At 36.8% G+C, this 13001-nt stretch carries 13 protein-coding genes; 7 read left to right on the forward strand and 6 right to left on the reverse strand.

Annotated features, from left to right (window positions below; all coding sequences use genetic code 11):
- On the reverse strand, positions 1-834 hold the full coding sequence (locus CN288_RS11665) for a DUF2785 domain-containing protein (RefSeq protein ID WP_026593652.1): 834 nt from the start codon (positions 832-834) through the stop codon (positions 1-3).
- Positions 835-852: 18 nt separating this feature from the next.
- On the opposite strand from CN288_RS11665, the gene CN288_RS29550 reads away from it, so the two are divergent.
- Positions 853-1110, forward strand: a complete 258-nt coding sequence (locus CN288_RS29550; RefSeq protein ID WP_141527955.1) for a DUF3221 domain-containing protein — start codon at positions 853-855, stop codon at positions 1108-1110.
- 153 nt (positions 1111-1263) lie between these two features.
- Here CN288_RS29550 and pepQ read toward each other — a convergent pair whose 3' ends face one another.
- Positions 1264-2361, reverse strand: coding sequence for a Xaa-Pro dipeptidase (pepQ, locus tag CN288_RS11675; RefSeq protein ID WP_026593651.1), 1098 nt, complete (start codon positions 2359-2361; stop codon positions 1264-1266).
- Positions 2362-2509: 148 nt separating this feature from the next.
- Here pepQ and CN288_RS11680 point away from each other — a divergent pair, with 148 nt between their 5' ends.
- Complete coding sequence (locus CN288_RS11680; RefSeq protein WP_026593650.1) at positions 2510-3193, forward strand: metal-dependent hydrolase; 684 nt, start codon at positions 2510-2512, stop codon at positions 3191-3193.
- A 40-nt stretch (positions 3194-3233) separates the two neighbouring features.
- On the opposite strand, the gene CN288_RS28740 is transcribed toward CN288_RS11680, so the two are convergent.
- Positions 3234-3398, reverse strand: coding sequence for a hypothetical protein (locus tag CN288_RS28740; protein ID WP_176527663.1), 165 nt, complete (start codon positions 3396-3398; stop codon positions 3234-3236).
- 241 nt (positions 3399-3639) lie between these two features.
- Here CN288_RS28740 and CN288_RS11690 point away from each other — a divergent pair, with 241 nt between their 5' ends.
- Together CN288_RS11690 and CN288_RS11695 are read left to right on the forward strand one after the other, a co-directional pair.
- Positions 3640-4953 carry a DRTGG domain-containing protein gene (locus tag CN288_RS11690; RefSeq protein ID WP_026593649.1) on the forward strand — a complete coding sequence of 438 codons (1314 nt, stop codon included), beginning with the start codon at positions 3640-3642 and terminating at the stop codon, positions 4951-4953.
- Between the two features lie 406 nt (positions 4954-5359).
- The gene (locus CN288_RS11695; RefSeq protein WP_026593648.1) at positions 5360-5620 is read left to right on the forward strand and encodes a DUF3949 domain-containing protein; all 261 of its coding nucleotides are present in this window, start codon (positions 5360-5362) and stop codon (positions 5618-5620) included.
- Between the two features lie 14 nt (positions 5621-5634).
- Here the strand turns inward: CN288_RS11695 and CN288_RS11700 are convergent, their stop codons facing one another.
- Complete coding sequence (locus CN288_RS11700) at positions 5635-5940, reverse strand: YtpI family protein (RefSeq protein ID WP_026593647.1); 306 nt, start codon at positions 5938-5940, stop codon at positions 5635-5637.
- Positions 5941-6385: 445 nt separating this feature from the next.
- Here CN288_RS11700 and CN288_RS11705 point away from each other — a divergent pair, with 445 nt between their 5' ends.
- Entirely contained in the window at positions 6386-7318 is a 933-nt protein-coding gene (locus tag CN288_RS11705) for a DHH family phosphoesterase (RefSeq protein WP_026593646.1), read from the forward strand.
- Between the two features lie 44 nt (positions 7319-7362).
- Here CN288_RS11705 and ytrI read toward each other — a convergent pair whose 3' ends face one another.
- Positions 7363-7866, reverse strand: a complete 504-nt coding sequence (gene ytrI, locus CN288_RS11710) for a sporulation membrane protein YtrI (protein ID WP_026593645.1) — start codon at positions 7864-7866, stop codon at positions 7363-7365.
- Positions 7863-8201, reverse strand: a complete 339-nt coding sequence (locus CN288_RS11715) for a YtrH family sporulation protein (protein WP_026593644.1) — start codon at positions 8199-8201, stop codon at positions 7863-7865. Before CN288_RS11715 ends, ytrI begins: the two co-directional genes overlap by 4 nt.
- A gap of 117 nt (positions 8202-8318) precedes the next feature.
- On the opposite strand from CN288_RS11715, the gene dnaE reads away from it, so the two are divergent.
- Together dnaE and CN288_RS11725 are read left to right on the forward strand one after the other, a co-directional pair.
- Complete coding sequence (gene dnaE, locus CN288_RS11720; RefSeq protein WP_098302307.1) at positions 8319-11648, forward strand: DNA polymerase III subunit alpha; 3330 nt, start codon at positions 8319-8321, stop codon at positions 11646-11648.
- Between the two features lie 133 nt (positions 11649-11781).
- Complete coding sequence (locus CN288_RS11725; protein WP_176527668.1) at positions 11782-12990, forward strand: NAD(P)-dependent malic enzyme; 1209 nt, start codon at positions 11782-11784, stop codon at positions 12988-12990.
- The last annotated feature ends 11 nt before the right edge of the window (positions 12991-13001 follow it).

The following is a 13001-nucleotide window of genomic DNA, read 5'->3' on the forward strand; positions in this document are numbered from 1 at the left end:
TTAATTGTATTGACGAAATCTTTTTAATAAGTTTTCAATCTCGATTTCTGTTTCTTTACATATGGAATTTGTTCGTAATCGGAAGAATAAGCTTCGCAAAAATGATTTTATATTTCTGTATAACGCTTCATAAGGTGCGGTAGATAATTTTGTTTTTTGAACTTCCATTTGATTTATTAAGGAATGTAAGGATGAGATGAGTTCTTTTTTATTTAAACCGTTTTTAAGCATGGCGATGATAGGAGTGACAATTCTTTCATCTTCTTCATAGTTGTAATGAGTTGTATGTACACTTACTTTTTTTAATAGAGTTTGCATTATTTCTGGGTAATATGTGGTTTCAAGCTTTGGATTGTTGACAAGTTCATCGAATGTATCTGAAACATGAGCGATGCTATGAGCCCAACCTTGTTCACTAACATATCCGCGAAAATCATGTTCTTGGTTCATATATATAATTAATTTGTCTTTCACATCTAATATGTCAGACGGTGATAAGAAGTTATGTTTTGTATCGGCGTATATGATTAAAGCAATTAATAGTGTTGTAAATGATCGAGTGAATACTGCATCCTTATCATCTGTAGTGATTTTATAAAATAAATATTGTTCGTTTATACTTTGTGACAATAATTGCGATAATTGTGTGTGTGTAATATGATCATTTGTAATAAGATGGAAAAACGTTGTGTAGATTAATGTATCTCGTAAATAACTATCTGGGGTGCCGATATGCTGAAGCATTTTTGAAATTAGTTTATCGATATCTATCGTGGAATCTATGGTGTAATGATTAGCCTTTATTTCTTCTAATTGTTTTTGAAGTTGTTGCATGCAATCTCTCCTTTTTTTATGTGTTTAGAAAATTCTGTATTTAAATATTATAATAGAAATAGAGAATATACAAGAAATACATACTACAGTAAAAAGAAAGTTATTGGACTTTTCACGATAGTAATAGCATGTATACGTAATGAGAAAGTTGAGAATGAGCATGTGAATGTGCAACAACAAACAGAAAAAGGTGCTATGGAAGGATACGTTATGATGAGAAATGAGACTGTATATTTCATCATGAATAAAAAATCCGAAATGATAGAAGTTATATAAATCAACACCTACATATGGGAATCCAAACAGACGTGATTTTAAATTTTGACGATGAAGGTGTATATAAAGTTGAAATCAGGATAACTGTTAATAGGTTTGAGATAGTAGAGACATAGGATATAAAAAAAGGTAGCGCAGTCGCTACCTTTTTTCTTATTTAACAAACTGTAATTCTTTTGGGAATTTCGTTAAAATTTCTGATCCGTCTTTCGTGATGTAGAGATCATCTTCAATACGAACACCGCCTACGTTTGGTATGTAAATACCTGGTTCAATTGTGAAGACCATTCCTTCTTTTAATGGAGATGGATTTCCTTCTTTTACATCTGGATACTCGTGTACGCTAATTCCAAGTCCGTGGCCAAGGCGGTGCGGGAAGAAATCTCCATAACCTGCATCTGCGATAACAGAGCGAGCAGCACGGTCAATTTCGCCAAGTGTAACACCTGGTTTACAAGCTTCAACCGCTTGTAATTGGCCAGCTAGTACAGTGTTATAAATGCGTGTTTGTTCTTCTGAAATATCGCCAAATGCTACTGTACGTGTAATGTCAGAGCAGTAACCGTCAATGATGACACCTAGGTCAAATAGTACGAAGTCACCGCGCTTCATTTTGTTTGCTCCTGGAATGCCGTGTGGCAATGCGGAGTTTGCTCCTGTTAGTACCATTGTGTCAAAGGACATTTTATGAATGCCTTTTTTCTTCATTTCATGTTCGATGATTGCTAACACTTCTAATTCGCTACGATTTTCTTGAATCGCATTTACACCGATTTCAACAGCGTAGTCAGCCATGGAAGCTGCTTGGCGTAAAATAGAAAGTTCTTTTTCGTCTTTAATTAAACGAAGTTCGCGTACTTTTTCTTCGGCAGATTGGAAAGATGCTTTCGGGAATAATTTTCTTACTTCTTCATAGCGTTCTACATTTAAATGTTCTTTTTCAATTGCCACTTTATTTACATCGATGCCACGGTCTTGAATTGCTTTTGTAATCATATCCCACGGTTTGTCTGTATCAGTGAATCCGATAATTTCATGCGCCCAACCAGCGTTTCTAGCCTGACCTTCTTCCATTTTAGGGCAGATTAAAATTGGTTCTTTTTCTTGGAATACAAATAGACCGAGTAGTCTTTCGTGTGGTTCGCAATGGAAGTTTGTCATATAGAAGATGTTTGGTGTAGAAGTTAAAAATGCAGCTTCTACGTTCTGTTCTTGTAGCCATTGCATTAAGTTTTCTAATCTAGTATTCATAAATTCGCACCCCCGAGATTTTAATTACATATATAACTTTACATCGGATGGAAGCGTTATGACAAGCAAATCGATGTTTGAAAAGACAGGGAATTGTGAAATCATGTAGAATACAAGGTGTGAATGTAAACAAGGGAGGAATATAATCATGAAAGTATCTTATCATGGCCATTCAGTTGTAAAGATTGAAACGAATGGGAAGGTTATCTTAATTGATCCATTTTTAACAGGTAATCCCAAAACAGATTTAAAGGCCGAAGATGTTAAGGTAGACGCAATTATTTTATCGCATGGTCATGGTGATCATGTCGGCGATACAGTAGCGCTTGCGAAGAAAAATAATGCGGTTGTTGTGGCACCATTTGAACTCGCAACATTTTTAGGATGGCAAGGTGTGAATACGCACCCAATGCATATCGGTGGCTCGCATGTATTTGATTTTGGGAAAGTGAAATTTACACAAGCATTCCATGGTTCTAGTTATATTGATGAAGAAAATAAGACGATTACATATACGGGAATGCCGGCTGGAATTTTATTTACGGCAGAAGAGAAAACGATTTATCATGCAGGGGATACTGCATTATTTTCTGATATGAAGTTAATTGGGTCTCTGAACAAAATTGATATCGCATTTTTACCAATTGGTGATAATTTTACAATGGGACCAGAGGATGCAGTATTAGCTGCGGAATGGATTGGAGCAAAAACGGTTGTACCAATGCATTATAATACGTTCCCAGTTATTGAACAGGATCCGCATCTTTTTGTGCAAAAATTAACAAGTAGTACAGGTAAGGTATTAGAAGCTGGGGAAAGTATTACAATATAAAAAGAAGACCCTTCATTTGAAAAGACAAGTGAAGGTTTTTTTATGTGTGCAAAATAGGTTTGAAAGCCGATGCTTGTTTTGGTGTTTCTTTTACTTCTGGTGATGTTTGTTCTGGTGCTTCATTTAATTCCATTGCAACTTTTTTGCCATCAACGAAAGCTAAAAATATAGCACCTACAACTTCTAAAAATTTTTTCATTTTCATTCGCTCCTTCGTTTGACTTCTTGTCTTTATTGTATCTTGGAACGAGAAGACAAACTATCGAATGAGGTGACAGTAGCATTACACTGTTGTAAGAATGTGACTGATAGAATATAAGGGTCATTTTTGTTATAAAAAAAATAGTACAGATACATAAAAGTACAGTGTAACAGTTTCGGAAATATAGTATACTAAAAATACAACACATGAAGAATTTAGGGAAAAGAAAGTATGGTGAAACCATTTGGCTACCAAGCATAATCAAATTTTAGAACATATTAATAGCCTGCCGGTAGGGCATAAAATTTCTGTACGTCAAATTGCAAAAGATTTGAGTGTAAGTGAAGGAACAGCCTATCGTGCGATTAAAGATGCAGAGAATAAAGGATATGTCAGTACAATTGAACGTGTCGGAACGATCCGAATTGAACAAAAGAAAAAGGAAAATATTGAAAAACTAACATATGCCGAAGTGGTCAATATTGTCGATGGCCAAGTACTTGGTGGAAGAGAAGGATTACATAAAACATTAAATAAATTCGTGATTGGGGCCATGAAATTAGAGGCGATGATGCGCTATACAGAAGCTGGGAACTTGCTGATTATCGGTAACCGTACGAATGCCCATCAACTAGCGTTAGAAGCAGGCGCTGCAGTCTTAATTACAGGTGGATTTGATACAGAAGACCGTGTGAAAAAATTAGCGGATGAATTAAAGCTACCGATTATTTCAAGTAGCTATGATACGTTCACTGTGGCAACGTTAATTAACCGCGCCATTTATGATCAGCTTATCAAAAAGGAAATTGTACTTGTTGAAGATATTTTAACACCAATTGAAGAGACGCTATATTTAAAACCTAGTGATAGAGTAGAACAATGGCATGCGTATAATGAAGAAACGATGCATGGGCGTTATCCAATTGTGGATGAAAATAAAAAGGTATTAGGGATTGTTACTTCAAAAGATATGATTGGTATCGCGAAAGAAACACCAATTGAAAAAGTAATGACAAAGCAGCCGATTACAGTAAATGGGAAAATGTCTGTTGCAGCGGCAGCCCGCATGATGGTATGGGAAGGAATTGAACTTCTTCCTGTTGTTGATGAAAACAATCGCTTGCAAGGAATTATTAGTCGTCAAGACGTACTACAAGCGCTGCAAATGATTCAACGTCAACCGCAAGTTGGGGAGACGATTGAAGATATCGTTACAAATCAATTTGTGACACCGAAAGAAGCAAAGCACGAACACAGTTATCAATTTTCTGTGACGCCACAAATGACGAGTTCATTTGGAACATTATCATATGGAGTATTTACAACTGTTGTCACAGAAGCAACGAATCGTGCCATTCGTGCGCAGAAAAAAAGCGATTCGATTGTTGAGAATTTAACAATCTACTTTGTAAAGCCTGTTCAAATCGACAATGTTGTTTCTGTACATCCGCAGGTGTTAGAAATTGGGCGTAAATTTGGAAAGGTAGATGTAGAAGTGCGGCACGGAGGAGAAGTTGTTGGAAAAGCACTATTAATGGTGCAGCTCATTGATCGATAAACATGAAAAAGAGCTGAATGGAGAATCCCTTTTATGACAGGGATATTCATTCAGCTCTTTTTTGTAAAAGGGTATGAATACAGCTAATAGTAACGAAATAGTGGGAAGATTATATTCCATGAAGTAAAGGTGATAGGAGAATCGGGATAGTAATGTTTCGTATACCCAATTTCGTATAGAGCGTTTAGAATGAGTGTGATGATAGGAACTAAGAACATTTTCTTCATGATTACGGAAACACATAAACCTAAATCAATGACGATAAAAAGAACAATGAACAATTACATAAGAACCGGGTCAATTTGGTCAATCAATGAGATTGCGGCTCCTTTTGTTTGGCAGTTTATGGTATAATTGAATTATCAGATAATTGATATATATAAAGAAAAAAAGGATGGTGCTTGATATGTCATCAGAGTTACTCTTTTTTGGTGGTGTTGCATTGTTTTATTTTCTTATGATGATACCGATTCAGTATCTTTACATTAAAGGATTAAACGAGCAAAGACAACTAACAAAACTTTCACAACAAGAACTGTATAAAAATATGTCTTTTGAAGAAGAACAATTACATTTTCATGTGCAAGGCAATCCTTTTAATATTCCACCTGCTTTTGTTGCCTATCTAATTTTGAAAATAAAGAATCACAAAAAAGCATCAGCATGAATAGCTGATGCTTTTTACATTTTTTTATATGCTTCTGCTTCTTCGATTGCAAGAGGCGAGAAGTGTTTATACTGGCGGAATCCATTAAAAACGCTTGCACTGCCAAATAAGATAAATAAGACACCGACGATGATACGTGCAGTCGAGATGTCTAAGAAAAATTGATTTGCACCGAATAATGCAACGAATACACCAAGTGCCATCGCAGATTTTCCAGCAAGCCACCCTTTTTCCATCTGACGATTTGTACGAAAATATTTTGTTTTATAGAAGAGATACAACATAAATGAAATGATAATACAAAAGACTAATACTGGCATAATGTAATCCTCCATTATTTTGTATGTAGATAAATTAAAAACATGAAATATCAAGTCCCTCTTTTTTAGGTGGAAGAGAGGATCGAAGCGGTCAGTGCCTATTTTAGCCCCGTGCCGAGAGAAAACACAGGTAGGAAATGAGTAGAGAATCCTTTTTGTTTACAAAGTCGTGATTGATAGGGTGATAAAACCCTGGATAAATCTAAATAAAAAACCTGAAATAAAATCCTTTCTTTTAGGTGGAAGAGAGGATCCGCTCAAGCATAGAAGCGATTAGTGCCCATTTCATATTCATGCCAAAAGAAAACAAAAGACATTATCTAAACTTTCTAACTATTATTATAAAGCAATTGTCCACATGAATAAATTATTTTCAGTTATAATGAAGGATAAAGTAAGAAAATTGATGACAGAGGTAGAAATTAATAAAAAGGAGATTATACATATGCATGAACAAATTTTAGCGATGATTAAAGAGTTTGATACGATTATCATTCACCGTCATGTCCGTCCAGACCCAGATGCATTAGGTTCTCAGTGTGGTCTTGGGACAATTCTTCAAGAATCGTTTCCAGAGAAAAAGGTTTATATGGTCGGATACAATGAACCAACCTTATCTTATTTACGAGTAATGGATGAAATTGATGATGAGACTTATGCGAATGCACTTGTTATCGTTTGTGATACAGCGAATCAAGAACGCGTTTGTGATCAGCGTTATACAAAAGGAAAGATGCTCATTAAAATCGATCATCATCCAAATGAAGATCCATACGGAGACATTACGTGGGTGGACACGACATCAAGTTCTACAAGCGAGCTTATTTATGAATTGTATTCTTATGGAAAAGATAAAGGTCTAAAACTATCGAAAGAATCTGCACGTCTTATTCTAGCTGGTATTGTTGGAGATACAGGGCGTTTCTTATTCCCAAATACATCGGCAAGAACACTTCGCTATGCAGGTGAGCTTGTTGAAATGGGTGTAGATTTTCCAGAGTTATATAACGAAATGTATAAAACGAAAGAGAAAATCGCTCGTTTAAATGGATTCATTTTACAAAACTTTACGATGACAGAAGAGGGAGCGGCTTATATTAAGCTGACAAAAGAAGTGCTAGAAGAGTTCGATGTCCTTCCTTCTGAAGCATCTGGCGTTGTTGGAGCACTTGGTAATGTTGACGGACTAAAAGCTTGGGTTTTATTTTTAGAGGAAGAAGATGTAATTCGCGTTCGCCTTCGTTCAAAAGGACCGGTTATTAATAAGCTAGCGATGAAGTATAATGGCGGAGGTCATCCGATGGCTTCGGGTGCAAAAGCGTCTTCTTGGGAAGAAGCAGATCGTCTTTTTGCAGACTTGCGTGAGATTTGTAAATAAGAATACTCTTATATAAAACAAGAAAAAGTAGGGACGCTGCGTTCCTACTTTTCTTGTTTTATATTGATGTCAATTTCGAGCACGGTATCAAAAGAGAGTGAGGAAACTTTGAAGCGATAGGTTCGATCATAGTGTTTATATACTTTATTTTCAATTACTTTTTTTAGGAGTTCTTTATTTTTCGCAATGCTTTGTATATTTTTCGTTAAGAGATGCTGTAGGTCATTGTGAATGGATGTTGTCATGTTTTCGAGAGTAAGGTTGTCTAAGTCGTATTTATCATGGTTTGAAATTTTAATTTTAATTTCTTGAATAGTTAAGAGCTGCTTGTTTTCTTCATTTAGTTTATCGTGATCTTCAAGAAGAACATGAAGCTTTTCTTCTTGTTTCTTAATGATTTGTTTTTGTTTTTCGATTGTACTGGCTTGTTCTTGTTGAAAAACACCATATATGTACAAAAAAATAAACCAGCTAAAAATACCACCAACCGCAGCGCCACCCAAAAATAAATACCATCGTTTAGCGGTAGAATCGCTTGGTACTCTCATACATGATCCTGCGTAATCCATTTAATAATAATAAGACCGGTTTGCATGCCGCCTGTTGCGAAAAAGATAAGTAAAATTTGTTTCACAATGTCTCTCATATCTCCTTCGAAAAAACTTCTTTCAAAGCTATAAAATGTGTCAAAAGTCCCGCCGATTGCTGCGACGAGTGCCCAAATTCGTAAATTTTGTGCGAATTGATTAATGGAAGTAAGGGCAGGCTGTCCAATCAGAAATGCCCCAACTCCTCCAATTAAAGAACCACCAAGTATAACCCCAAAGGCAATAAAATAACTAATAATAAGAAGAGAGAAAAAAGTATATTGTCTTACATCCATCGTCATTCTCCTTTCTCTTTCATATATATGGACAAAGTATAAGAAGTATGTTTTGATTTCCGCTTTCCGCATCACCTATAATGAGAGTAGTCAAATAGGTAAAGAGAGGGTACAACAGTGAAGTTTGCGCATTTACAATGTCAAACCGTTTATAGTTTGTTAAAAAGTGCTTGTAAAATTGATGAACTCATCGTTCGGGCGAAAGAGCTTGGCTTTTCATCGCTTGCGATTACAGATGAAAATGTGATGTATGGAGTCATTCCGTTTTATAAAGCATGTAAGAAGAATGGTATACAGCCGATTATCGGATTAACAGCTTCTGTGTTTAGTGAGGAGGAGGAGCGAGCTTATCCACTTGTATTACTTGCAGAAAATGAAATAGGTTATCAAAACTTATTAAAAATTTCTAGTACGATCATGACTAAGTCTAAAGATGGGATCCCAAAAAAGTGGCTTTCTCATTATGCAAAAGGGTTGATTGCAATTTCACCAGGAAAAGACGGGGAAATTGAACAGCTATTGTTAGAAGGAAGAGACGAGATCGCTGAAGAAGTAGCTCGTTCGTATCAAAATATGTTTGGAAGCTTTTACATGAGTTTGCAGCATCATGCGATTCAAGATGAACTGTTTTTACAAGAGAAAATACCACAATTTATAAACGAGATGAATATTCCAGTCGTCGCGACAAATGATGTCCGTTATGTGAATCAAAGCGATGCACTTGTGCAGGAGTGCTTGCTATCAGTTCAGAGCGGAACAAAGATGACTGATCCAGATAGACCAAGACTCAAAACAGATCAGTATTATTTAAAATCAGCAGTTGAAATGCAGGCTTTATTTTCTCATGAAGAAGAAGCCGTTCAGAATACAGTTCATATAGCTGAGCGTTGCCGCGTAGAAATTCCTTTCCACGTTAATCAATTGCCGAAGTTTTCTGTTCCATCTAATGAAACATCAGATGCTTATTTGCGCCGTATTTGTAATGAGGGTCTAAAACAGCGATATAGAACGGTTCAAGATGTACATAGGAAACGTTTAGAACATGAACTTGAAGTTATCTCTCGCATGGGATTTAGTGATTATTTCCTCATTGTTTGGGATTTTATGAAATACGCACATGAACATGACATTTTAACAGGGCCGGGTCGTGGTTCAGCAGCAGGTTCACTTGTTTCTTATGTGTTAGAAATCACAGACATCGATCCAATTGAGTACGACTTGCTGTTTGAACGATTTCTAAATCCTGAACGTGTTACGCTGCCAGATATTGATATTGATTTTCCGGATATTAGACGTGATGAGATGATTCGTTATGTGAAAGATAAATATGGTCAGCTTCGTGTTGCTCAAATAGTTACGTTCGGAACGCTTGCTGCAAAAGCAGCGATTCGAGATATCGCCCGCGTAATGGGGCTTCCACCAAGGGATATCGATATATTTTCAAAACTTATTCCGTCAAAGCTTGGAATCACATTAAAAGAAGCGTATGAAGAATCTAGGTCTCTTCGTGAATTTGTACAAGGAAATCTCTTGCATGAGCGTGTTTTTGAAATTGCGAAGCGCGTCGAAGGTTTACCACGTCATACGTCTATTCATGCGGCGGGAGTCATAATGAGTCAGGAGCCGTTAACGGGGAGTGTTGCGATTCAAGAAGGGCATAACGATGTATATGTAACGCAATATCCCGCAGAAGTGTTAGAAGAACTGGGCCTGTTAAAAATGGACTTTTTAGGTTTACGTAATTTAACGTTACTCGAAAACATTCTTAATTTTATTGTGACTAAAACTGGTAAACAAATTGATATACGGAATTTACCACTTGAGGATGAAAAGACATTCCAGTTACTTGGAAAAGGAGATACAACAGGCGTGTTCCAGCTTGAATCCGGAGGAATGCGGAATGTATTACGTAGCTTAAAACCAAATGAGTTTGAAGATATTGTTGCTGTTAACGCATTATATCGCCCAGGACCAATGGAGCAAATTCCAACCTTTATTGAATCAAAGCACGGAAAGCGTCAAATTCATTATTTACATGCGGATTTAAAGCCGATTTTAAAAAGCACATATGGTGTCATTGTATACCAAGAACAAATTATGCAAATCGCCTCGCAGTTAGCAGGGTTTTCACTCGGGGAAGCTGATTTGCTTCGCCGTGCAGTGAGTAAGAAAAAACGTGAGATTTTAGATCAAGAAAGAATGCATTTTGTACAAGGGTGTTTACGAAATGGATACGATAAGACATCAGCAGAACAAATTTATGATTTAATTGTGAGATTTGCGAATTACGGTTTTAACCGAAGTCATGCTGTAGCCTACAGTATGATTGGATATCAGCTTGCTTATTTAAAAGCGAACTATCCTTTAGAGTTTATGACTGCGCTGTTATCTAGTGCGATAGGTAATGAAGATAAGATTGTGCAATATATACGCGAAACGAAGCGCAAAGGTTTTCGTGTTTTATCGCCGTCTCTTCATAGAAGTAGTTACAATTTCCAAATAGAAGGGAACGCAATCCGTTATAGCTTGCTGTCAATTCGAAATATAGGGATGGCTACAGTGAATGCGGTGATAGAGGAAAGAGAAAGAAATCCATTCCAAGATTTATTTGAATTTTGTCTTCGTATGCCAGCAAAGTTTGTTACGGAGCGTAATTTAGAGGCTTTTGTTTGGGCAGGCTGTTTCGATGATTTTCAAGTTTCGCGAACAACGTTGTTTAACAGTATTAAGGGGGCTCTAGAGTACGCAAGCCTTGCTCGTGAATTAGGGGAAGAAAGTGTCCCAAAATCAGTATATGTACAAGGAGAAGAGCTATCTTTTATTGAACAATTAAATAATGAAAAAGAAGCGCTTGGCTTTTATTTATCCAGTTATCCAACGGCGCAGTACGCAAAGCTTGTAAAAGAACTAGAAATTCCATCGCTTGCGCAAGCGATGAGGCAAAAGCGAAAAGTACAACGTGCAATTGTTTATGTAACAGGTGTAAAAGTCATTCGGACGAAAAAATTGCAAAAAATGGCGTTCGTCACTTTTTGTGATCAAAATGATGAAATGGAGGCAGTTGTTTTTCCTGAGACGTATATTCATTTTGCGGAGAGGTTACAAGAAGGTGCAATTGTTTTAGTGGAGGGGACGATTGAACAGCGAAATCATAAATTGCAATGGATTGTGAACGGTCTTTATCCATTGGAACAAATGGATGTTTACAATGAAATGAAAGAAGCATCGATTTATGTAAAACTACCCTCGCAGTATGAAAAGAGGCTGTTAAATCAAGTTACAAAAATATTGTTTCACTATTCAGGTTTTGTGAAAGTACTAATTTATTATGAAAAGGAACATAAAATGGTACAATTATCTCGTAGTTTATCAATTCATCCAAGTGAAGAATGTTTAGGAGCACTTCGTGAAATAGTCGGTGAGGAAAATGTCGTAGTGAAAATATAATGGACAATTTCCCTATAGTTCGATTATTATAGTAATTGTGTTCGTGGTCAGACCACTTGGAGAGAATAATATCAGCAAGAATAATTTGAGGAGAGTGGATAGTTTGTCAACACTTCGTGAAGAAGCACTTCACATGCATAAAGTGCATCAAGGAAAATTAGAAACTGTATCAAAAGTAAAAGTAGAAAATGCTAAAGATTTAAGTCTTGCGTATTCTCCAGGGGTTGCAGAACCTTGTAAAGAAATTTATGACGATAAAAGTAAGGTATATGAATATACGATGAAGGGAAACATGGTAGCAGTTGTGACGGATGGAACAGCTGTACTTGGCCTTGGTAATATCGGACCAGAAGCATCTCTTCCAGTAATGGAAGGTAAAGCAGTATTATTCAAGAGTTTTGCTGGCGTAGATGCATTCCCAATTGCTTTAAATACAAACGATGTAGATAAGATTATTGAAACTGTAAAATTAATGGAGCCAACATTTGGCGGTGTAAACTTAGAGGATATTGCAGCACCAAACTGCTTTATCATTGAAGAACGTCTGAAAAAAGAAACAAATATTCCTGTATTCCATGATGATCAACACGGTACAGCTATCGTAACAGTAGCGGGTCTTGTAAATGCACTTAAGCTAGTTGGAAAGAAAATGTCTGACATTAAAGTTGTAGCAAATGGTGCAGGTGCAGCAGGGATTGCAATCATTAAACTTTTATATCGCTATGGTGTACGCGACATTATTATGTGTGACCGAAAAGGCGCAATTTATGAAGGTCGCTCTGTTGGGATGAACCCAGTGAAAGATGAAGTTGCAAAATATACAAATAAAAATCGTGTAGAAGGTTCATTAGCAGATGTCCTGCAAGGTGCGGATGTATTTATCGGTGTATCTGTAGCGGGTGCGTTAACTGAGGAAATGGTTCGTACAATGAATGACGATGCAATTATTTTTGCAATGGCAAATCCGGTTCCAGAAATTATGCCGGAAATTGCAAAAGCAGCAGGCGCAGCTGTTGTTGGGACTGGTCGCTCTGACTTCCCGAACCAAGTAAATAATGTACTAGCATTCCCTGGTATTTTCCGTGGTGCACTTGATGTACATGCTACGCAAATTAATGAAGAAATGAAAATGGCAGCTGTACAAGCCATTGCAGAGCTTGTAACGGCAGATGAGTTAAATGCGGATTATATCATTCCGGCACCGTTTGACGCGCGTGTAGCGCCTCAGGTAGCGGCTTACGTTGCGAAAGCGGCGATGGAGACAGGAGTAGCTCGCCGTCAAGTAGATCCAAATGAAGTTGCTGAGAAAACAAAAAAATTAGCGCTGATTGGTAAAGAGTAAGCGAGGAATTT

It is taken from the genome of Bacillus sp. AFS023182, from assembly GCF_002560575.1.
GTDB classification, from domain to species: domain Bacteria; phylum Bacillota; class Bacilli; order Bacillales; family Bacillaceae_G; genus Bacillus_A; species Bacillus_A arachidis.

Excerpts from the sequence above, each read along its gene's own strand:
- ytrI (WP_026593645.1), bottom strand. The coding sequence starts at position 7,866 with ATGAGAGTACCAAGCGATTCTACCGCTAAACGATGGTATTTATTTTTG.
- CN288_RS11665 (WP_026593652.1), bottom strand. The coding sequence starts at position 834 with ATGCAACAACTTCAAAAACAATTAGAAGAAATAAAGGCTAATCATTAC.
- CN288_RS11725 (WP_176527668.1), top strand. The coding sequence starts at position 11,782 with ATGCATAAAGTGCATCAAGGAAAATTAGAAACTGTATCAAAAGTAAAA.
- CN288_RS28740 (WP_176527663.1), bottom strand. The coding sequence starts at position 3,398 with ATGAAAATGAAAAAATTTTTAGAAGTTGTAGGTGCTATATTTTTAGCT.
- CN288_RS11700 (WP_026593647.1), bottom strand. The coding sequence starts at position 5,940 with ATGCCAGTATTAGTCTTTTGTATTATCATTTCATTTATGTTGTATCTC.
- CN288_RS29550 (WP_141527955.1), top strand. The coding sequence starts at position 853 with ATGTGTTTAGAAAATTCTGTATTTAAATATTATAATAGAAATAGAGAA.
- pepQ (WP_026593651.1), bottom strand. The coding sequence starts at position 2,361 with ATGAATACTAGATTAGAAAACTTAATGCAATGGCTACAAGAACAGAAC.
- CN288_RS11695 (WP_026593648.1), top strand. The coding sequence starts at position 5,360 with ATGTCATCAGAGTTACTCTTTTTTGGTGGTGTTGCATTGTTTTATTTT.
- CN288_RS11705 (WP_026593646.1), top strand. The coding sequence starts at position 6,386 with ATGCATGAACAAATTTTAGCGATGATTAAAGAGTTTGATACGATTATC.
- CN288_RS11680 (WP_026593650.1), top strand. The coding sequence starts at position 2,510 with ATGAAAGTATCTTATCATGGCCATTCAGTTGTAAAGATTGAAACGAAT.
- CN288_RS11715 (WP_026593644.1), bottom strand. The coding sequence starts at position 8,201 with ATGGATGTAAGACAATATACTTTTTTCTCTCTTCTTATTATTAGTTAT.